The sequence below is a fragment of the Shewanella sp. GutDb-MelDb genome (assembly GCF_002836075.1).
GTDB lineage: Bacteria > Pseudomonadota > Gammaproteobacteria > Enterobacterales > Shewanellaceae > Shewanella.
Map to the genome: position 1 here is coordinate 1 of NZ_PJBM01000125.1, position 21,130 is coordinate 21,130.

At 44.3% G+C, this 21,130-nt stretch carries 22 protein-coding genes; 9 read left to right on the top strand and 13 right to left on the bottom strand.

Annotated elements, in window-relative coordinates; genetic code table 11:
* The first annotated feature begins 230 nt into the window (after window positions 1–230).
* Entirely contained in the window at window positions 231–788 is a 558-nt protein-coding gene (locus CXF82_RS03385; RefSeq protein WP_102043657.1) for a gamma carbonic anhydrase family protein, read from the top strand.
* A 9-nt stretch (window positions 789–797) separates the two neighbouring features.
* Here the strand turns inward: CXF82_RS03385 and CXF82_RS03390 are convergent, their stop codons facing one another.
* Entirely contained in the window at window positions 798–1,076 is a 279-nt protein-coding gene (locus CXF82_RS03390; RefSeq protein ID WP_102038645.1) for a DUF1488 family protein, read from the bottom strand.
* Window positions 1,077–1,087: 11 nt separating this feature from the next.
* Entirely contained in the window at window positions 1,088–1,903 is an 816-nt protein-coding gene (aroE, locus tag CXF82_RS03395) for a shikimate dehydrogenase (RefSeq protein ID WP_101089039.1), read from the bottom strand.
* Between the two features lie 140 nt (window positions 1,904–2,043).
* On the opposite strand from aroE, the gene CXF82_RS03400 reads away from it, so the two are divergent.
* Window positions 2,044–2,478: a group II truncated hemoglobin gene (locus tag CXF82_RS03400; RefSeq protein WP_102043658.1), complete on the top strand. Its 435-nt coding sequence runs from the start codon at window positions 2,044–2,046 to the stop codon at window positions 2,476–2,478.
* Between the two features lie 52 nt (window positions 2,479–2,530).
* On the opposite strand, the gene hemF is transcribed toward CXF82_RS03400, so the two are convergent.
* The 3 genes from hemF to CXF82_RS03415 form a co-directional block, all read right to left on the bottom strand.
* Complete coding sequence (gene hemF, locus CXF82_RS03405) at window positions 2,531–3,445, bottom strand: oxygen-dependent coproporphyrinogen oxidase (protein WP_102038648.1); 915 nt, start codon at window positions 3,443–3,445, stop codon at window positions 2,531–2,533.
* A 12-nt stretch (window positions 3,446–3,457) separates the two neighbouring features.
* The gene (locus tag CXF82_RS03410) at window positions 3,458–4,021 is read right to left on the bottom strand and encodes an L-threonylcarbamoyladenylate synthase type 1 TsaC (protein WP_101089032.1); all 564 of its coding nucleotides are present in this window, start codon (window positions 4,019–4,021) and stop codon (window positions 3,458–3,460) included.
* A gap of 92 nt (window positions 4,022–4,113) precedes the next feature.
* Window positions 4,114–4,677 (bottom strand): DNA topoisomerase family protein, encoded by a 564-nt coding sequence (locus CXF82_RS03415; RefSeq protein WP_101089031.1) that lies wholly within the window; start codon window positions 4,675–4,677, stop codon window positions 4,114–4,116.
* Window positions 4,678–4,800: 123 nt separating this feature from the next.
* Between CXF82_RS03415 and CXF82_RS03420 the strand changes: the two genes are divergently transcribed.
* Window positions 4,801–6,573 carry a collagenase gene (locus tag CXF82_RS03420; RefSeq protein WP_102043659.1) on the top strand — a complete coding sequence of 591 codons (1,773 nt, stop codon included), beginning with the start codon at window positions 4,801–4,803 and terminating at the stop codon, window positions 6,571–6,573.
* A gap of 68 nt (window positions 6,574–6,641) precedes the next feature.
* On the opposite strand, the gene CXF82_RS03425 is transcribed toward CXF82_RS03420, so the two are convergent.
* The 3 genes from CXF82_RS03425 to CXF82_RS03435 form a co-directional block, all read right to left on the bottom strand.
* Window positions 6,642–7,115, bottom strand: coding sequence for a DUF494 family protein (locus CXF82_RS03425; protein WP_101089029.1), 474 nt, complete (start codon window positions 7,113–7,115; stop codon window positions 6,642–6,644).
* A gap of 2 nt (window positions 7,116–7,117) precedes the next feature.
* Window positions 7,118–8,137, bottom strand: coding sequence for a DNA-processing protein DprA (dprA, locus tag CXF82_RS03430; RefSeq protein ID WP_101089028.1), 1,020 nt, complete (start codon window positions 8,135–8,137; stop codon window positions 7,118–7,120).
* Window positions 8,138–8,282: 145 nt separating this feature from the next.
* Window positions 8,283–9,383 (bottom strand): LysM peptidoglycan-binding domain-containing protein, encoded by a 1,101-nt coding sequence (locus CXF82_RS03435; RefSeq protein WP_101089027.1) that lies wholly within the window; start codon window positions 9,381–9,383, stop codon window positions 8,283–8,285.
* Window positions 9,384–9,518: 135 nt separating this feature from the next.
* Here CXF82_RS03435 and def point away from each other — a divergent pair, with 135 nt between their 5' ends.
* The 5 genes from def to CXF82_RS03460 are packed head-to-tail and all read left to right on the top strand — an operon-like array spanning window position 9,519 to window position 15,175.
* A complete protein-coding gene (def, locus tag CXF82_RS03440) occupies window positions 9,519–10,031 on the top strand; it encodes a peptide deformylase (protein WP_101089026.1) in 513 nt (170 codons plus the stop codon).
* Between the two features lie 4 nt (window positions 10,032–10,035).
* The gene (fmt, locus tag CXF82_RS03445) at window positions 10,036–11,001 is read left to right on the top strand and encodes a methionyl-tRNA formyltransferase (RefSeq protein WP_102043669.1); all 966 of its coding nucleotides are present in this window, start codon (window positions 10,036–10,038) and stop codon (window positions 10,999–11,001) included.
* Between the two features lie 5 nt (window positions 11,002–11,006).
* A complete protein-coding gene (gene rsmB, locus CXF82_RS03450; RefSeq protein WP_101089037.1) occupies window positions 11,007–12,287 on the top strand; it encodes a 16S rRNA (cytosine(967)-C(5))-methyltransferase RsmB in 1,281 nt (426 codons plus the stop codon).
* 7 nt (window positions 12,288–12,294) lie between these two features.
* Window positions 12,295–13,704, top strand: a complete 1,410-nt coding sequence (gene trkA / locus CXF82_RS03455) for a Trk system potassium transporter TrkA (RefSeq protein WP_101089025.1) — start codon at window positions 12,295–12,297, stop codon at window positions 13,702–13,704.
* A gap of 28 nt (window positions 13,705–13,732) precedes the next feature.
* Window positions 13,733–15,175, top strand: coding sequence for a TrkH family potassium uptake protein (locus CXF82_RS03460; RefSeq protein WP_101089024.1), 1,443 nt, complete (start codon window positions 13,733–13,735; stop codon window positions 15,173–15,175).
* An 85-nt stretch (window positions 15,176–15,260) separates the two neighbouring features.
* On the opposite strand, the gene hemG (CXF82_RS03465) is transcribed toward CXF82_RS03460, so the two are convergent.
* Window positions 15,261–15,803, bottom strand: coding sequence for a menaquinone-dependent protoporphyrinogen IX dehydrogenase (gene hemG, locus CXF82_RS03465; RefSeq protein WP_101089023.1), 543 nt, complete (start codon window positions 15,801–15,803; stop codon window positions 15,261–15,263).
* 199 nt (window positions 15,804–16,002) lie between these two features.
* Between hemG (CXF82_RS03465) and CXF82_RS03470 the strand changes: the two genes are divergently transcribed.
* Window positions 16,003–16,308 carry an ArsR/SmtB family transcription factor gene (locus tag CXF82_RS03470; protein ID WP_101089022.1) on the top strand — a complete coding sequence of 102 codons (306 nt, stop codon included), beginning with the start codon at window positions 16,003–16,005 and terminating at the stop codon, window positions 16,306–16,308.
* A gap of 76 nt (window positions 16,309–16,384) precedes the next feature.
* Here the strand turns inward: CXF82_RS03470 and hemG (CXF82_RS03475) are convergent, their stop codons facing one another.
* The 4 genes from hemG (CXF82_RS03475) to pepQ form a co-directional block, all read right to left on the bottom strand.
* Window positions 16,385–16,912, bottom strand: a complete 528-nt coding sequence (hemG, locus tag CXF82_RS03475) for a menaquinone-dependent protoporphyrinogen IX dehydrogenase (protein ID WP_101089021.1) — start codon at window positions 16,910–16,912, stop codon at window positions 16,385–16,387.
* A 109-nt stretch (window positions 16,913–17,021) separates the two neighbouring features.
* Complete coding sequence (locus tag CXF82_RS03480) at window positions 17,022–18,479, bottom strand: TrkH family potassium uptake protein (protein WP_102043660.1); 1,458 nt, start codon at window positions 18,477–18,479, stop codon at window positions 17,022–17,024.
* 92 nt (window positions 18,480–18,571) lie between these two features.
* Window positions 18,572–19,192, bottom strand: coding sequence for a YigZ family protein (locus CXF82_RS03485; RefSeq protein WP_102038651.1), 621 nt, complete (start codon window positions 19,190–19,192; stop codon window positions 18,572–18,574).
* A 57-nt stretch (window positions 19,193–19,249) separates the two neighbouring features.
* The gene (gene pepQ / locus CXF82_RS03490; protein ID WP_102038652.1) at window positions 19,250–20,572 is read right to left on the bottom strand and encodes a Xaa-Pro dipeptidase; all 1,323 of its coding nucleotides are present in this window, start codon (window positions 20,570–20,572) and stop codon (window positions 19,250–19,252) included.
* Between the last annotated feature and the right edge of the window lie 558 nt (window positions 20,573–21,130).

Consider the following 21,130-nt stretch of genomic DNA (forward strand, 5'->3'; position numbering starts at 1 on the left):
CAAATTCCCGAGGAGATTTAACTCTCTAACACCGCTGCAAGTCCCGTACTACCTAAGTAGTTGGCCTGCTGTGCCGTGTCAGTGGATGCGCATTATAGGGGAATACTGATGGAGCACAAGAGGCTTTCTGAATAAAAAGGTTCTATTGTTGCTGTTTGATGATAAAACACCCTGACTAGCTACTTTTTAGGCTTTATAATGCCTAAAACAGCCACTTTAAGGATTTTAAGATGACTAGCTCGCAAAATAACAAGTCACTACGCTCATACAAAGGAACGGTGCCACAGCTTAAAAATGATGTTTATGTCGATGAAGCATGTGTTTTGGTAGGTGATATCACCTTAGATGATGATTCGAGTATTTGGCCTTTAGTTGCTGCCAGAGGTGACGTTAACCATATTAGCATTGGCAAACGTACAAACATTCAGGATGGCACTGTACTACATGTCACTCGCAAGTCTCCTTCATTACCTGAGGGTCAGCCGTTAATTATTGGTGACGATGTCACGATTGGGCATAAAGCGATGCTGCATGGCTGTAAAGTGGGTAATCGTATTTTAGTCGGTATGGGGGCGATCATCCTTGATGGTGCGATATTAGAAGATGATGTGATTTTGGGTGCGGGTTCCTTAGTGCCGCCCAATAAAGTATTAAAAAGTGGTTATCTTTATGTCGGTAGCCCGGCTAAGCAGATCCGCGCACTGACCGAAGCTGAGTTTGCCTTCTTACCTCGATCTGCTGACAACTATGTCAGACTTAAAAATGAATATTTGCAAGAAGGCGAATAAAGAACCTAGCTATATAAGTTTGACCCCATCTAACTCATCGAATGCCTCTTGTTCGATGAGTTGCTCAATCTCATCTTCAATATCAAATCGATACTCGTCAAAAATAGCCAATGCCTTGCTAGCGATATCATGTTGATCCGCACTCAGTACTGTCGCAGACAATTCAGCTAACTTTGCTAAGCCTATTCGACACTCTATATTGACGCCTTCCACCTGAACGGGGAAAACAACACTCAGGGCTTGTGGTTCCCAATCTTGTAAGTCAGGAAACAATATACTTTGATTCATTTTGCTCTCTATTAAAGCTCTGCTCTCAACTGCGTTAAAACTGCTTCAACGCCAGGTTTAACCTTACGCCAAATCAAAAAACTCTGCGCAGCTTGTCCCACCAGCATCCCTAAACCATCAACTGCTTGCTTGGCGCCTTGCGCTAGTGCCCAAGCGTTAAAGGCGGTTTGTTCTTTGCCATACATCATATCGTAGCAAACAGTGTCACCAGCTATTGTTTGATGACTGATCTTGGGTACATCACCGCTTAAGCTAGATGAGGTCGAATTGATAATAATATCGTAGCTTTGCCCTGTATGCCCGATAGGTAATGTGACGACATCACCGTACTCAGCAAATATGTCGACCAATGCTTTAGCTTTAGATTGAGTGCGATTAACGATCGTCAACTTAGCGATACCAGCCTGCAATAATGGCAATATACAGCCTCTAGCCGCTCCCCCCGCACCCACCAGCAAAATATTTAAGCCTTTTAGGCTACCGAATTGTCGCTGTAGATCGGTAACCAGGCCCAGCCCGTCGGTATTATCCCCACGAATTGTGCCATTGCTTAATACTGATAGCGTGTTTACTGCCCCAGCAAGCTGCGCTTGGTCACTTAATTCATCGCACAGTGCAAATGCTTGTTCTTTGAAAGGCACGGTAACATTTGCCCCCAAGCCTTGGTTGGCAACAAAAGTACGAAAACTAACTTCAAATGCATCCACTGGAGCCAAAATGGCTTCATATCGTAATGACTGATTTGTTTCAGCAGCAAACACGGCGTGGATTTTCGGTGACTTACTGTGCCCAATAGGGTTACCAAATACTGCGTATCTATCCGTCATCATCAACACTCTGTTGCTAGCTAAACTTAGTGGGGGTTAGTTTACCGCGGATTTAGCGACTAGCAATCTATTCTGTCGCCGTTATTTTCACTGTGCATAATTGCTATAATGGCGGCATGACGAGTAATAGAAGATGAAAGATGAATTGGTTAAAACGCCTGGTAAGTAAAAAAGAGACCACAGAAGAGCGAGATCCGCAGCAATCGAATGCTTATGATCGTATTGGTGGCGAGAAAACCATTCGCGCAGTTGCTCATCAGTTTTATTTGCAGATGCAGTCTAAACAGGAAAGCAAACAGTTACTCAGTATTCATCGAGCGCCGCTGAGTGAATCAGAACAAAAGTTATTTGAATTTCTAAGCGGTTGGTTAGGCGGACCGCAGCTATATCAGCAGAAACATGGCCACCCCGCTTTAAAAGCAAGACATATGCCGTTCAACATTGACGAGAACATGCGCGAACAATGGTTAGCTTGTATGAAAACGGCTATTGAAATAGAGATAGAAGATAAGCAACACCAACAAGCCATTTACGCTGCGATATCGACACTTGCGGATCATATGCGAAACCAGTAACGCCCTTTTATCGATGCGTGACTGATTTCACCTTCTATATAATCATTGCAGTTTATGCACTTAACCACTCTCTTGGCTTAAGGAAGTCACTGTATAACGCGGCTTCTGGGCTGCCGGCTTCTGGAGTGTAGGCATATTCCCAACGTACCAGTGGTGGCATAGACATCAAAATTGACTCGGTACGGCCTCCGGTCTGTAATCCAAACAAGGTGCCACGATCATAAACCAAATTAAACTCAACATAACGACCACGGCGATACAGTTGGAATTGGCGTTCATGTTCGCCATACTCAGTATCCTTACGGCGTTCAACAATGGGTGCGTAAGCTGTTATAAAGCCATTACCTACTGCTTGCATAAAGGCAAAACTCTTATCAAAGCCCTCTTTATTGAGATCATCAAAGAATAACCCGCCAACACCACGGGTTTCATTGCGATGTGGTAACCAAAAGTATTCATCACACCATTGCTTATATTTTGGATATGCCTCATCGCCGAAGGGTTCACACAAAGACTTGGCATTTTGGTGCCACTCCACAACATCTTCTAGGTAAGGGTAATAAGGGGTCAAGTCAAAACCACCACCAAACCACCATACCGGATCCGCGCCCTCTTTATGCGCGATAAAAAAGCGTACATTGGCATGAGTTGTTGGTATATGTGGGTTCTTTGGATGAATAACTAACGAAACCCCCATCGCCTCGAAGCTACGCCCAGCGAGTTCAGGACGGTGAGCGGTTGCCGATGCAGGCATAGATGCACCTGTCACATGAGAAAAGTTAACCCCCGCTTGCTCGAATACCGCACCATTGGTCAATACGCGACTTTGTCCGCCACCGCCCTCTTCACGTTTCCAAGAGTCCTCCACAAATTGTGCAGAACCATCTAGTGCTTGGAGTCCATTACAAATTCGAGTTTGAAGATCGAGTAAGAAAGCTTTTACTATTGCAGAATCTGGTGTGCTCATACTTTTCCTTGATTAACCTTTTCTTATAATGTTGCCGCTCTTGGCATCGATAATCGTTGAAGGAGCAGTCTGACTTCCTAGCTCTCCAACCACTAACCCAGCAATAATGCCCTCAAACTGCTGTCGAACGGCTATAGGTGATAACGCGGGCTCTTGACCTGATAAATTGGCACTGGTTGAAACAATGGGTTTATTGATTGCAGCGCATAGCCCTTTCACACCGATATGCGAGGTAACTCGTACGGCTATGGAATTAAAGGTACCGCTTAATAATTTAGACAGCCCAGATTTGATTGGCATGATAAAGGTAAAAGGGCCGGGCCATTTACTGTGAACAAATGCTAGCTGCTCAACACTAAGCTGAGATTCATCAATATAGGGAAGGAGTTGTTGATAGTCACCCGCAACGAGTATCAAGCCTTTGTGCCAAGGACGCTGCTTTATTTGCAGCAACTGATGAATAGCTTCATCATTGTCGGGATCGCAACCTAAACCATAAACGGCCTCCGTTGGGTAGGCGATGATGCCTCCTTGTTCAATAAGCTCAGCCACTTCAGCAGGCAATACTTCTAACATTTATCTCACTGTTCCTTACTCAATATAAGCTGCACTGTTTAATGTCACTATGATTACTCAAAAGCGACATTAGTGGAAGGTAATATGATTATTTAGACAGGCCGTTTATATTTGCACGTTTTCTCGGGACATTCTAAGCGCATTCCTGCCGCCCCTTTACGCTCAACTAAAATCCCAAAACCACAATCAGGACACGCTTCAGCTCTAGGTGGATAGTTCACCAAAAACTTACATTTAGGATAAGCACTGCAAGCATAGAATGATTTACCAAATCGACTGGTTCTATGCTCAACATGACCCGACTTACACTTTGGACAATCAATTTCATCTTCTGCGTCGGCTTGATCGTGTTTTTCGATGTGACTGCATTGAGGGTAATTGGTACAACCAATAAAAATACCAAATCGACCAGACTTAACGGCAAGCTCATTACCGCACTCGGGGCAGCTTGAGCCTTCAATCACTTGAGTTTCTATAGACTCATGCTGCACTAATGGCCGAGTGTAATCACAACTAGGATAGTTATTACAGCCGATAAACCCACCATGCTTACTGTGTCTTACTGACAGTTCACTGCCACACTTAGGACAGAGTTCATACTCTTTTTCTAATGCGTGTTCATGTGTTGTAAACAGTTGCTTATCGATTTTAGCCATGATTATCTCAGTTCTTCAATATAGCGCTATTCTACCAAGTATTAGCGTAACTTTTGTATTCATCTAATAGGTTTTGATAAAAAGTGGTGGTATATTGTATCCAAAAAAATAAAGGGTTAATTGATGAATACAAAAAATAAAATTGCTTTAACTATCATAGCGGCGCTATCTGGCTCAATATCTGGCTGTTCAAGCACAAACAATCCCCCACTTCAGCCAGAACTAGTACAACAAATATCTACAGCTTCAGAAAGTACACTCTTTGATGCTTCAAGCCCACTGTTAACCGTTGCTCATTTCCAACAAGCAAGCGCGGCTTTAGCAACCACAACTGAATTTAATAGCCTTGATAAGCTACTCTATTACTTCCGTGCATTTAGTTATTATGGTCCCATAGAACAGCTAGAAGCGACCGACTATGCTGGGTTATCTGTTGCGCTTGAACAACTTGCAAGCTCAGGTCAATTAAATAACCAAGCTCGCTTGCAGGAGCAGTATGCGGTAACGGTTTATCGCTATTTCTCAAGCAATGAACGTGCAGTGCAACTCGCACCATTACTACCGCAGCTAAACACTCAACTAGCCCAACTGGCAAGCACTGCCAGCCTACAGTCAAACGACTACGCTTTGCTTGAAACATTAAAAGCCTATGGTTTTTTGTTTAACGTCAGTCGCAAGGAGATTGATGGCGAACTCAATGCCACGTTACTCTCAGCACAGCTCAATGAGCCTTTAGTTTCATTTGCAGCCAGCGATGCAAGTATTCGCGCAGATAAAGACTGGCCGCGAACCAATGCATATTGGGCGTTAGCACTCTATAGACTATCATTACCATCATCAGAGGATGGCGAAACAACTGCACTTGAAAAAGCCGTCGATGAGGCCGTTGCAAATATTGCTAAGCAAGATGTCGCTAAACGCGGAGAGAGCGCCAAAGATGCATACAGCAAGGGCTATCATGTTAATACCTTTGCAGCCCAAGAGCGTTGCCAAGAAAATAGCGAAATATGCCGTATCCCAGAACTTAAAGAAGCGCTGCCGATAGAGCACCGTTGCTCTGACTCGTTATTTATTTTAGCGCAAGATCTTAACCAACAAGAGCTAACTGACAGCTGTACTAAGCTCACATCTCAAGAGTCGCATTTTCATCAACTGCTTGAAACACAGCAGCAGCCCACAGCCAACGATAACAATGATGCATTAAGAGTCGTGGCATTCAAAAACTGGAGCCAATATCACTACTATGGCCAGTTAGTCTTCGACATTCAAACCGATAACGGCGGCATGTATATCGAAGGAAAACCGTCCAAACCGGGCAACCAAGCGACTTTCTTTGCCTATCGCCAATGGTGGATAGAGCCTGAGTTTGCGATTTGGAACTTAAATCATGAATATGTTCATTATTTAGATGGCCACTTTGTAAAGTATGGCGGTTTCGGACACTTCCCTAGCAAAATGGTGTGGTGGTCAGAAGGCTTAGCTGAATACATTGCGCGGGGAGATCAAAACCCAACCACGCTTAAAATCATCAAGCGCGACATCGAAGAGGCCCCGTCATTAGAAGATATATTCGCGACTGAGTACAAAGATGGCGTAGATATGACCTACAAATGGAGTTACATGGCGGTGCGTTTTCTTGCCGAGCATCACCATAGTGATTACGTGAAGCTGAGCCAGTTCTTGAAAACAGATTACTTTGAAGGTTATGAGTCACTACTCGCCGAGTTGACTCAACATCAGCAGGAGTTTGCAGGTTGGCTTGCAGCCCAAGTCGAACAATTCGATGACAGTGAAGAAAAAGCTAAGCCTAGACTGCATAAACAGAACCGCTATGCTTATCGTGACTACTTGCAGCCAGAGCACTTAACTCAAGACAGCAAACACTTACATTTTTAGTGCTAGCTAATAATGATACTAAAAAGGAGGCGTTAGCCTCCTTTTTATATGCTCAAACAGATGCTTACTTATGAATGTAGACGACCATCAGGTTGCTCAAAGATGAGATCTTCCATCTGTTCATAGGCCAACTCATGGCCTGGCGCATTAAATAACACCATTAAGATAACCCATTTTAGATCATCTAAATTTAACGTCGTTTCGTCGAGCTCCATCACCCGATCGATAACCATTTCACGCGTTTCGACACTGAGCACTTTAATTTGCTCTAGAAACAGCAGAAAGCCGCGGCTCTCCACATCAATTTTATTTATCTCATCTTTGGTATAAATACGGAAAGATTGTTGATCATGATTGCAAAGGTAAGGTGTTCCCGCCTCTTGCAACTCGGCTAGGCCTTCCAACCAAGTCAAAGCCTTAATTATCTCCGACTGGTGAAAGCCAGCACGCGTTAATTCTTTTGTGAGTTCGTCTTCATCGACTAAAAACTCAGCTTCACTATGCACATAGTTTTCAAATAGATACATGAGGATATCAAACATGGCTAGCTCCTCTTAAGTCTTACATAACCACCGGGTACAGCAGTAACCCAACCTTGTAATTCAAGCTCAAGCAACTGCTCCAATACTAGCTCTATGGCTTTTCCACTATGCTCAACCACGTTATCGATCGTTGTGGTTTCATAACCTACACTAGCTAACAGCGAAGCAAATGGCAAATCAGAGACTATCTCACCCCCTATATGGTGGCAGGCCTTCACTTCTTCAAGGTGGTAGCCAGATAAAACCGCGATTTCTTCTAAAATGTCGCCAGCAGACTCCACTAATTTGGCCCCATCACGAAGAAGTTGATGACAGCCTTCACTCTGACCACTCAATACACTTCCCGGCATCGCAAACACTTCTCGCCCTTGCTCATTCGCTAACCTAGCACTAATTAAAGAACCACTTTTTAAGCTAGCTTCTACAACAAGGGTTCCTAGAGTTAGACCGCTAATGATCCGGTTTCGTTTCGGGAAATTACCAGAATAGGGTTTCACCTGCGGCCAAAATTCGGTCATAACGCAGCCATCATTCTGAATATCATGATAAATACTCCGATGCCTTTTGGGATAAATAACTTCAGCCCCTGTGCCCAGAACCGCAATGCTGACGCCTCTGTTATCAATAGCTGCCTGATGCGCAGCCCCATCGATCCCTAACGCCATACCACTGACAATGCAAAGCTGCTGATCCACCAGCTGCGAAGACAACGAGTAAGCCATTTTCAATCCCCCCGGCGTGGCATTACGACTACCAACTATCGCAATACCCGGGCGTATTAAACTGGTGATATTACCTTTGATGAACAGGACGGTTGGCGGGTCACTAATCTGTTTAAGCAAAGGCGGATAGAGAGGATCAGCCAAACACAATAAGTGGTTGAACTCACTTTGTTGTTGCCATTCAAGTGCAGTATCAACTAAGGCGTAATCGGGGGTTAAATTAGCATTGAGTAATGACTCTGGTAGAGGTAATGCATCGGGTTCATGGGTTAACCTTTGCCTTAGCTCTTCCACATCCATGTAGTTTATTAATTGTTTAATCCGAGCGGGTCCTAACCCGGATACAGCAGAAACAACTAGCCAATCGACCAGCTTGTCATTAATAACTTAGCCTCTAATGTCAGTGCAGCACTATCGCTGCACTGGTATAAGCTCTAACTCTAGACTATTCACCCGCTATCAGCGAATCGGGAATAGTGAGTTTATCCGCAATGCGGACAGGCCTTTCATTTTTGAGGATAATTCCTAAGCTGACCTTTTCGAAAACTTTGAAGACCATTAACTTACCACGATATAGATCCGGCATTTGTACTGCATTATCCGCCGAGACATTGGCTAACATCTTCTCGTAACGATTACGATCGTTAGGCTGTACAGGTATACCATCACCATCGATAACGACGACATCACCCTCTTTGAAAATAGAGAACACATGCCCAGTTTCAACACCGTCAATATAGCCTCGGTCAAGGTAGGCGACATCTAGCTTACCCATTGCTCGAATGTCTTTACCCGATGCCAAAACGGTCGTAACAGCGGTTAACTCCGCAGCTCTCGGCATAAAGTAGGCTGACATCAACGAGTCATCTTCAATCGGTAAGATACGGTTGCCAGCTCTTGTTTCGCGTAAGCTACTGAGTAATTCAACCTTAGAAACAGCGCCGGATTCAACCACTCGACCACTGGCCGCCAACACAACTTCTAACCCAAGAGACTCGCCCTCAGCATTAGAGAACTCACGGCCCTGCGCATAAACGCCAAATTTATCACCGACGGTCAGCTCACCTTGAACATAGACAATATCTGACACCACATGATATTTAGACGGACTTTCACCGCCCATAATCATAGGCTGCGCTTCAAACCACTCTGCATCGACAACTCTGTTTTGCAGTAAATAAGGTTGAATAAGTGACAAATCGACCGCGGGGATGGCACCGTTCTTTGCCGAGATACGCCCAGCAGGGCTCTTGCTTAAATGAGGTTTAACCACCAAACGTGGCACACCATCAATAAACACCAACGTCAGTTTATCACCGGGATAAATTAAGTGCGGGTTCGCCACTTGCGGGTTCGCTCCCCACAATGTTGGCCATCGCCAAGGATCCTTTAGGAAAAAAGTTGATATGTCCCAAAGGGTGTCGCCTTTTTTGACAACATAGGACTCAGGGTGTCCAGATTTAAGTGTCAAGGTATCAGCGAATACGAACGTACAACCAAGCATAAGTGAGGCAAGTAATAGTAACCGTTTCATCAGGGTATCCATGCTATTTGCTCTTTATTAGATTATAAGTAGAGCTTTTGCTGTTATTGAATGCCGCTAAAGACTAAAATTGAGTCATTAGCCAAAGCCAGTATAACCAACTGACTTAGATTTGACAGACCTGTTAAGAGTTTAGGTATGAGTTTACTAAAAGTGTTACGTTTTCCAGATGAAAGATTACGCACGATTGCCCAGCCAATCACTGAGTTTAGCGCTGCACTGCAGACGCAAATCGACGATATGCTTGAAACCATGTACGAAGAAAAGGGCATTGGCCTAGCAGCCACCCAAGTTGATTTTCATCAGCAACTCATCGTATTAGACTTACAAGATGAGGTCGAGCGGCCAAAAGTGTTCATTAATTTAGAGATTACCGCCAAAAGTGGTGATTTTCGTAATGAAGAAGGCTGTCTGTCTGTTCCAGGGATATATGCCGAAGTGGATCGGGCAGAGTTTGTCACCATCAAAGCGCTTGACCGTGACGGTAATGAGTTTACGTTAGAAGCAGAAGGCTTGTTTGCGATTTGCTTGCAACATGAACTCGACCATTTGGCAGGAAAGCTGTTTGTTGACTACTTATCACCATTAAAACGTCAACGTATTAAGCAAAAGCTAGAAAAAGCAGCTCGATTAGATGCAAAACAAGGATAAATTTTTGAAACCATTAAATGTCATTTTTGCGGGCACGCCTGACTTTGCCGCTCGTCACCTTCAAGCACTAATCGAATCGCAGCATAATGTTGTCGCTGTATATACTCAACCCGACCGCCCTGCCGGCCGAGGTAAGAAACTGCAATCGAGTCCAGTAAAGGCGTTGGCACTCGAAAATGACATTCCAGTGCTACAACCCAAATCTTTACGTGATGAAGCAGCGCAACAAGAGCTTACCGCCCTCAATGCAGATATCATGGTCGTTGTTGCCTACGGTTTGATTTTACCTAAAGTGGTACTCGATACTCCACACCTAGGTTGTATTAACGTGCATGGTTCGATATTGCCTCGCTGGCGAGGCGCTGCGCCAATTCAACGCGCTTTGTGGGCGGGAGACAGCGAAACTGGCATCACGATTATGCAGATGGATGTTGGTTTAGATACCGGTGATATGCTACTCAAAACTAAGCTCACCATTGAAGATGAAGATACCTCTGCGACTCTATATGAAAAATTAGCATTGCAAGGTCCTGACGCGCTTATTGGAGCACTTGCCGCGCTAGCGGAAGACAACTTACCCGCTGAAAAGCAAGATGAAAGCTTAGCAAATTATGCCGCCAAGCTTTCAAAAGAGGAAGCGCGCTTAGATTGGTCAAAATCAGCACTGGCACTGTGGCGTGAAATCAGAGCCTTTAATCCGTGGCCAGTGAGTCACTATCAGCATGAAGCTAACACCATTAAAGTGTGGCAAAGTCATGTCAGCACCAACAGCACCACTGCAGCGCCAGGCACGATTATTTCAGCAGATAAAACCGGTATCAGTATCGCTACTGGTGATGGCGTATTAACCATTACCAGTATGCAACTTCCAGGTAAAAAACCACTCAGTGTGGCCGACATCCTTAACTCTCGAGCAGACTGGTTTATACCAGGCACCCAACTCACTCATAAAATGGACGACCAAGCCTAATGGCAATGAATTTAAGAGCGCTTGCCGCAAAAGTGGTATTTCAGGTCCTTGAAAAAGGGATATCACTCTCAGTCGCCCTACCCGATCAACAGCGACATATTGAAAGTGGTAAAGACAAAGCCCTGTTGGCCGAACTTTGCTACGGCGTAATGCGCCACTTGCCACAAATAGATAAGCAAGTGAGTGATTGCATGAGCAAGCCCCTTAAGGGCAAACAACGCATTGTGCATCAACTGTTATTAGTTGGCTGTTATCAGCTTTACTTCACCCGCATACCTAGTCATGCCGCTATATCAGAAACAGCAGAAGCATGTCGTCAGTTAAAATTCGAGGGTATGGTTAAGGTCGTCAATGGGGTATTGCGCACCATCCAGCGCCAAGAAAAACCACTATCCACCGATAACGATACGCTAGCGCATAATACTCCCGCATGGATCATTAAGCGGCTTAAAGATGCTTATCCAGAAAACTGGCAAGAGATTATTGAGCAAAGCCATCAGCGCCCGCCAATGTGGTTGCGTAACAATCAGCAATCACAAACGCGTGATGCCTATTTAAGTGCATTGGCCGATATTGAAGTCGAAGCTTCAGCAGGCAGCAGCAGTGACGCGATTTTATTGGCAAGCCCACGCGATGTAATGCAGCTCCCTGGCTTTGAGACAGGCTCGGCTTCGGTACAAGATGGGGCAGCACAATGGGCGGCAACGATACTGGCACCACAGGGTAACGAGCTCGTTCTCGATGCCTGCGCAGCACCGGGCGGTAAAACCTGTCATCTATTAGAGCTTGCTCCTAACATTCAATTGGTTGCGGTTGATAATGACGCCAAAAGACTTGAACGAGTACAACAAAACTTAGACCGACTATCATTGAAAGCAGAATTGATACATGGTGATGCTGCAGATATTGATTCCTGGTGGCAAGGTGATAAGTTTGATCGCATATTATTAGATGCACCTTGCTCTGCAACGGGCGTTATTCGACGTCATCCAGATATCAAATGGCTCAGAAAAAACGACGACATCGAAGAGCTGGCAGCATTGCAATCACAAATAGTTGATCATTGCTGGAAGTGGCTAAAACCTGGTGGCACGCTCTTATATGCGACCTGTTCTATTTTGCCTCAGGAAAACAAAGATCAGATCAGTGCCTTCTTACAAAGAACACCTGACGCGACTTTAGTTCCAATCGAACAACAACCAAACCCGAGTGATGTGGGTTGGCAAATTGTTCCTGGACAAGAAAACATGGATGGCTTTTATTACGCTCGCCTAGTGAAGGATTAGTACGGCAATGAAAATTATCATTTTGGGTGCAGGACAAGTTGGCGGTACATTGGCCGAAAACTTAGTCGGTGAAAATAACGATATCACCATCGTAGACACCGATAAAAAGCGCTTACGTACCTTACAAGATAAGTACGATTTACGCGTGATTGTTGGCCATGGTGCTCACCCAGATGTATTAAAAGAAGCTGGAGCCGAAGACGCCGACATGCTGATTGCGGTCACCAACAGTGATGAGTGTAATATGGCAGCGTGCCAAATTGCTTATTCACTGTTTGGTACTCCAACCAAAATTGCGCGGATCCGTTCAGAGCAGTATTTAAACCTTCGCGATAAATTGTTTATCGATAGCGAAACTAAGCACTCAGAAAATCGCCCACGAGGCGGTTTTATTATTGATGAGCTCATTGCCCCAGAACAACTGGTCACGGCTTATATTGGCCGTTTAGTTGAATATCCTGGCGCACTGCAGGTACTTGAGTTTGCTGAAGGTAAATTAAGCCTTGTTGCCGTTCGTGCCTATTATGGTGGCCCACTTGTCGGTAATGCTTTAGCTGCGCTACGAGAGCACATGCCTAATATTGATACCCGGGTTGCCGCTATTTTTAGGCAAGGTCGACCCATCATGCCGCGTGGCACCACGATTATTGAAGCTGATGACGAAGTCTTCTTTGTGGCCGATAGTCGCCATATCCGTGCAGTTATGAGTGAAATGCAAAAGCTCGATAACTCTTATCGCAATATTATGATTGCCGGCGGCGGTAATATTGGCCTTGGGTTAGCGAAACAACTGCAACGCAACCACTCGGTGAAACTGATTGAACATAAGCAAGAACGCGCTGAAGAGCTATCAGAAAAGTTAGAAAATACCACGGTATTTTGTGGCGATGCCTCAGATCAAGAATTGCTACTTGAAGAGCACATAGACCAAACTGACGTATTCATTGCGGTCACTAACGATGATGAAGCCAATATTATGGCCGCATTGCTCGCTAAGCGCATGGGGGCTAAAAAAGTCATGGTGCTGATTCAGCGAGAAGCTTATGTTGATATTGTGCAAGAGGCCAATATTGATATCGCCATCTCCCCGCAGCAAGCCACTATCTCTGCATTATTAACCCATATCCGCCAAGGTGATATTTGTAATGTTTACTCACTGCGACGTGGGGCAGCAGAAGCCATTGAAGCCATTGCCCATGGCGATAAAAATACGTCCAAAGTTGTCGGTAAGAAAATCAGCGATATAAAGCTACCACCAGGTACGACTATTGGCGCAATTGTCAGAGATGATGAAGTGTTAATGGCACACGACAAAACAGTTATTGAGCAAGGTGACCATGTCATCCTATTCTTAGTAAACAAGAAGTTTATTGGTGAAGTAGAAAAGCTATTCCAACCTAGCGCCTTCTTCTTTTAAACCTGTTCAGGGAACTTAATTCAACACTATGCTGAACTTTAGGCCTCTGCTGTTTATATTGGGGATTTTTCTATCAACGCTAACCGCGTTTATGTTAATCCCCGGTGCGTTTGCACTTTATTACGGTGAAGAAACCGTCGGTGCATTTATGATCTCATCTCTGGTTGCAGGTACTGCGGCCAGCTTTTGCATGCGCCAAGGTCAATCCCAAACACTGCACCTCAACATCAGAGATATGTTTCTACTCACCAGCCTGACCTGGTTTATTGTCAGCTTATTTGCCGCGCTACCTTTTACCCTATATCACGGCATAAATTACACCGATGCCTTTTTTGAAACCATGTCAGGGATCACCACAACCGGCTCAACAGTGCTTTCGGGGCTCGATAGCATGGATCATAGCATCCTGATTTGGCGTTCCTTATTGCAATGGCTCGGTGGTATCGGCTTTATCGTCATGGCCGTCGCGGTACTGCCATTTCTCAACGTCGGCGGTATGCGGCTATTTAGAACAGAATCCTCCGATTGGGGCGACAAAGCGACTCCTCGCACCCAACATATGGCAATGAGCCTGTTTATTGTTTACACCCTACTCACTTTTCTGTGTTTTCTGGCTTATCACAACAGCGGTATGAGTTGGTTTGAGGCCATCAACCACGCCATGACAACCCTTTCAACTGGCGGCTATTCCACATCTGACAATTCAATGGCGGCGTTCTCTAATCAAGCACACTGGGTCGGCATTACCTTTATGCTTGCTGGTGGTCTACCTTTGCTAATGTTTGTCTATATGGTGCAGCAGAAGTCGCTAAAAGTATGGAATGATGCGCAGGTAAAAGGCTTTTTAAAGTTTATATTTTTAGTATCTTCATTACTGGCGCTTTGGTTATGGAGCAGCCGAGAAATCGATCCTATTGATGCCCTTCGTCTAGCCAGTTTTAACGTTGTCTCCGTAGTGACCACCACAGGGTATGGCTTAACGGATTACTCCGCTTGGGGCGCCGTGGCCAATATTGTATTTCTGTTCTTAATGTTTGTTGGCAGTTGTTCGGGCTCGACATCCGGTGGGATTAAGATTTTCCGTTTCCAAATTGCTGGCGTTATTATGCGTGAGCAGCTCAAACAACAATTCCATCCGAATGGGGTGTTTAAAGAGCGCTATAACAACCGCATAATCAGAGATGATATTGTGCGCTCGCTGGTCACCTTTATGCTGCTCTTTACCATGGTCATTGTGGGTTTATCTATCGTATTAGTGCTAACGGGATTAGATCCAGTCACCAGTTTTACCGGTGCGATTACTGCCGTCACAAACGTTGGACCAGGACTTGGAGCGACAATTGGCCCCGCAGGTAATTTCTCTACGCTGCCCGATACCGCCAAATGGGCACTTTCAATCGGGATGCTACTCGGGCGGTTGGAGATCTTAACCGTTGCAGTGCTGTTCCACCCCAGCTTTTGGAAGTACTAAAACTCTGAGTCTATTAAACTCAGAGACTAAAAAGCCGCATCAAATGCGGCTTTCATTTCACTCAAGCGATTAAACTCAAACTCGATTATTTGGCTAACTTAATGAGATGGTCGGCGTAAACATTAACGTCTTCCCAATCGGTGTAATCAATGACCGATGTTGGATCGGTTGGACCGTTAGTCATCTTCATAATAAATTGGATCATCCAACGATCATACCAGCGCCATGATGGGTAATCGACTTTACCCGCAATCACTTTAACGTCTAGTGGCTTCCAAGGTGAAAGCTCAATAAATTTTTGTAGGTACTTATTGTTTTCTGGAATACGTTTTTCAGGATTACGCGCAACCACGTTAACACTGAAAAAACTGGCCGATTTTGCCGTGAACTGCGCCTGATGCTCAGTGACAAATTCAAACACCGACTTATGATATGAGCCATAAAGCACACACGCGCCAAGGGCAACAACGTCATACTTTGACCAGTCCAGCCCTTCAGCCTTAGCTTCATTAATGTGCATCATATCGCACTGATGCCCTTCACTAACGATACGGTCGGCAATCGCGCGGCTAATCCTAGCGGTATGACCGCCACGAGAGTAGTACAGGACCAATACTGATTTATTCATTATTCAAACTCGGAAGATTCCATATTGAATTCATTGTTACAGTAAATTAGCGATTTAACAGGATAATAGATCACAAATTAGGTATAGCTCATATTATCAGCATCAAAAATTGAGATCCCTGTGTTGCAGAGGTATATTGTTTTATAATCACAACTCAATTAGAATTAACTAATTAAAGGCGATAAAAGAGAGTAACCGTATGCAAAAAGAAATTGATGTAAGTGCAATGGTGACTAATGCCGAAAGCGCTGCAAAATGGCTAAAAGCAATTGCCAACCCATACCGGTTAATGATTTTGTGCTTACTGCTAGACAAAGAGTTAAGCGTAACCGAGTTAAATGCAACGGTGCCACTGAGCCAGTCAGCATTATCACAGCACTTAGCTGTATTACGCTCTGAAGACTTGGTCGCTACACGCAAGAGTTCTCAAGTGGTTTTTTATACCTTAAAGAACAAAGAAGTGACCGAAGTTATCTCCATTTTGTATCGTAAATATTGTGCTTAAGCTTATTTTAGACATAAAAAAGCCTGCGAGTGAGCAGGCATTTTTATGTCTTATAGAATTGAAACCACTGTAAAAATTAGCGCTCGGCAAAAGCACGGGCAAACTCGTCTACTTTATTCCAATCAGTAAATTCGAACGTACCACTGGTATCCGTCGGCCCTTTGGTCATCCACATAATAAAACGGATCATGGTCTTATCGAAGAGTCGATATTTAGGGTAGTCAATTTTACCAGCAAACACGGCTAGTTGCTGCGGTTGCCACAATGAAAGCGCTAAAAACTTTTTCACGTAAGGATTAGTTTCAGGGGTATTTTTTTCAGGTTTTCTCGCCACCACATTAACCGTAAAAAAGGCATTTTTCTTCGCATCTAATACCGCATGGTGGCGATTTATAAATTGGTACAACTCTGGTCGATGTTTGCCATACCGAATACTCGCGGCAACTAATATTTTGTCAAATTGAGCCAAACCTAAGCTTTCCGCTTCATCTAATGATGCCAGCGTTACCGTCGCGCCAAGTTCTTGATTTATTTTCCTAACCTGCTCACAAATTGCTTTGGTTTGACCATCAACGGTCGAATAGATAACTAGTGTATTACTCATTAACGTCCTGCTATTTTCTGATTCAAATTATGGCAAAGGGCCACGACTGATTAATATAAAACTGAATGATTAAAGCTAGCTTAGTCGCGAACGTCGTGCTGTACTTTTTTTAGTTTTTCCAAAATGTCGGTGTAAACAAGATCAATAACGTAAAGACCTCTAAGCGACCAAATAACATGGCAAACAGCAGTACCCATTTTGCGCCATCACCAATGCTGGCATAGTTACTAGCAACCTCACCTAAGCCTGGACCCAAGTTATTTAAGCATGCCGCTGTCGCACTAAATGCGGTAATGGCATCCATTTCCATCGCCATTAAAATGAGCATGCACACCACAAAGACTAAGGCGTAGGCAGAGAAAAAACCCCACACTGCATCGATGACCCGATCGGGTAATGCTTTACCACCAATTCGAATGGAAAACATGCCACGTGGATGTACTAATCGCTTAAGCTCACGAGACCCCTGCAGCAGCAATAAAATCATTCTCATCACCTTAATACCGCCTGCCGTTGATCCGCCACTGCCACCAATGAAACTCGAAAAAATCAACAGAATCGGTAAAAATAGCGGCCAAGTATGAAAACTTTCAGTCCCAAAACCTGCCGTAGTAGACACTGATACCGCTTGAAAAAGTGCGTAATCAAGTGTTTCCTCAGCTGAGTCATAAATGCCAGAATGATACAGAGTCAAGAAACAGACTGTTGTTAATGCCAACTGAATGGCAATCAACGCTTTAAATTCAGCATCTTTGAAATAGACTTTGAGGTTGATCCCTCGACGTGAAAAAGCAGCAAAATGCAGGCTAAAATTTAGGGCGGCGATTAACAGAAAAACGACACAGACCATATTTATCGCGGGACTATCAAAATAGCCTATGCTGGCGTCATGGGTTGAGAAACCGCCTATCGCAATGGTTGAAAACGAGTGACATATTGCATCAAATACATCCATACCTGCAGTCCAATAGGCCACTGCACATGCTACCGTTAATGCAAAATAAATATACCAAAGCGCCTTGGCTGTTTCAGCAATTCTCGGTGTCATCTTACTGTCTTTAACAGGCCCTGGTGTTTCGGCACGATATAACTGCATCCCCCCCACACCCAGTACAGGCAAAATGGCTACGGCGAGTACAATAATCCCCATTCCACCAAGCCACTGCAGTAAGTGTCGATAGAAAAGGATGGCTTTGGGGAGGGCGTCTAACCCGACGATAACGGTAGCCCCCGTTGTGGTTAACGCTGAGAAGGATTCGAAAAAACTATCGGTAAGGCTAAGGGAGGGTTGACCTGAGAAAATAAACGGCACCGCACCAATAGAGCCCAGTACCACCCAGAAGAGCACCACTAACAGAAACCCCTCTCGGGTACGCAGATCTTTACGATGATGGCGGTTAGGATACCAAAATGTAAACCCGAGTATGAGACACAAAACAAATGCCTGAATAAACGCCATGCCGCCACCATCTTTATAGATAACAGCAACAAGGGCTGGCGGAAGTAAAGACAAGGAAAACAATCCCATTAATAGGCCTGTTATTCTTATTATTGTTCTATATTGCATTCGATTCCATTACTAGCGCATTTTTGCTCAAACGCATTTTCGCATACTTAGTGGTTTTGTTCACAACCGATTCACTTCCAGTAACAGTCATCCTATTCAGTTGACTTAAATACCGCAATCAACTGCCCTTGACTCATGGTTGCCAATTCTTGGTTCAAGTCCTTTTTAAAGCACTTGGGGATCGCAAATTGAATACTGATGGTGTCACTAAAGACTTTATCTTCAATAACGACATCAAGCTGTGAAAAAAGATGTTCAACATCTTTCAACTGATGGTATCCACACACCAGCTGACCTGGGTAACGGATCTGTTTTAGCTGAGTCTCTAGTAAAGGTAGCCCTTTTTTAAGCCCCAAGCTATACGCGCGCACAAGTCCACCGACACCGAGTTTAGTACCGCCAAAATAACGGATAACAACAGCACCGATCTCACCAATATTGGCACCTTGTAGCGAAGCCAGCATAGGACGCCCCGCACTCCCTGACGGCTCACCGTCATCGCTAGAACCAATATTGATGCTGTCAGACGGTGCTCCTGCCACAAACGCATAACAATAATGGTTTGCCCCTGGATACTTAATTTTTAATTGAGAGAGTTCACGTTTAAACTCTACAGCTGAACCGCAATGAAATACGCAGGAGATAAATCGGCTATGTTTTATCTCTTCCTCAATCAATAATTCGGCAGCAGGGATAAGATAACTCTCACTCAAAATAAACGACTCATTGAAGTTCTTAGGATTAATATTGGACTAGGACAACGCATAACGTTACCGATTAAGCCCAAAGTTTCGTGTCATATTTTCAGTACGGTCGCTATGTACGATCACGTTATCTTCAATACGTATCCCGCCAAAAGGACGCAATATATCAACCGTGTCCCAGTTTATCTGTTGCTGACGCTTATCTTGCTTCAACTCATTCAACAAAGAGTCGATAATATAAACACCGGGCTCAATCGTTAACACTTGGTTTTCAGCTAAAGTGCGAGTACAACGCAAAAATGGGTGCGCATCAGGGGAAGCAATATGGGTGCCTTTCTCATCCGCAAGGAATCCCCCCATATCATGAACCTGTAAACCAAGCATATGCCCTAGCCCATGAGGGAAAAATACACTGGTGATCCCTTGCTCAACCAAACCATTTATATCACCTGAAACGATATCAAAATCAATCAGTATTTGCGCGAGTTTATAATGCGTCGCAACGTGTAAATCGGCGTAATTAACCCCGGGTTTCATCATGGTAATGATCTGCTGCTGCATGGTGTCTATCGCGGTGATCAGATCATCGAAAATATTTTTTTCAAATGCGTAAGTTCGAGTGATATCTGACGCATAACCATGAAAATTAGCCCCTGCATCAATCAAAAATGAGTGCCTATGTGCCGGTGTTGTTTGTTCAAGTGCGGTGTAATGCAATATCGCCGCATTTTCATTTAATGCCACAATACTACCGTATGGCACTTGGTTTTCACCTTGCGCGATAGCGCTGAGGTAGACTTGCAGGATTTCAAATTCGCTGCCGCCATTGTAAAAAGCCGTCTTTGCAGCTTGATGCCCGGTGACTGCGATGTCGTTAGCCTTTCTCATACAAGCTAACTCATAGGCCGTTTTATTGGCTCTATGGTAGTTAAGATAACTTAAGACTGAATCTGGATTGCGTCTTGTAAACCCAAGTACATCAGCAACATCTAAATGCTCACCAATATAGGCCCAATCATTGATATCTTTTGGCAACAACTCTGCGACTTTATCGGCTTTGGTCAGGTATTTAATATCGACATGCTCAGCCCAAAAGTCCGTTGGTTTATCTGCAACCTTATGCCAGAAATCAACAGGACGATAAAAAATGAGAGTAGGCTTATCTCGACCATTAACCACTAACCAAGAGTTGGGATTATCCGTCACCGGTAACCAAGCTTTAAAATGAGGATTAACCTTAAACGGATAGTCCATGTCATCTAAAAACTGTCGATGTAGTTGGCCAGAGTGGATCACTAGACCTGACAAGTTTTCACGTGAAGTGATATCAGCCACGCGGCGATTTAACTCGCTAATATGGTCACGATAAAGATGCGCTAACTGTTCCATGAGGGTTACCTTATTGTTATATAGTCTGGTATCGACGTTGGCTCAGTCTATCACAAGGTCGGTAAAACTCTAGATTTGTCGCAGTAGGACTGCCCCTAAAAAAGCATGTTTACAGAGATGTATAAAGGCATAGGTAAAGGGATAATATTCATCCGGCATTAAAAGGCGTAGTGAAGGCTAAACCTAGCAAACTCCTCACTTTTAATGCATATAAGCGTCAAACATCCAGATTTACAGGCAGCACGCCCATCATTTGACTTTAATCCGCAAATCACTCAATCGATATTGGCAGCTCAGCGTATTGACTGGCATATTCCAAATCATAGCGGTATAGCACTCTTACCTGAGCTGCGTTTTCAATGAAGTCTAGTGCCTATAAACAGGTCATTCTGCGCTTGGATTTAGCACTATCGCCCTGAGCATTAAATACATACTCAGCAATCCCCTCTAAATCTTATTTTTTGGCTTAACTATCAGCGGATGCCTCCACCAAAAACCACGTAAAGTTGTTGCGCTGATAACAAAAAAGTCGCGCTTTAATCACAGCAACTCTAACCA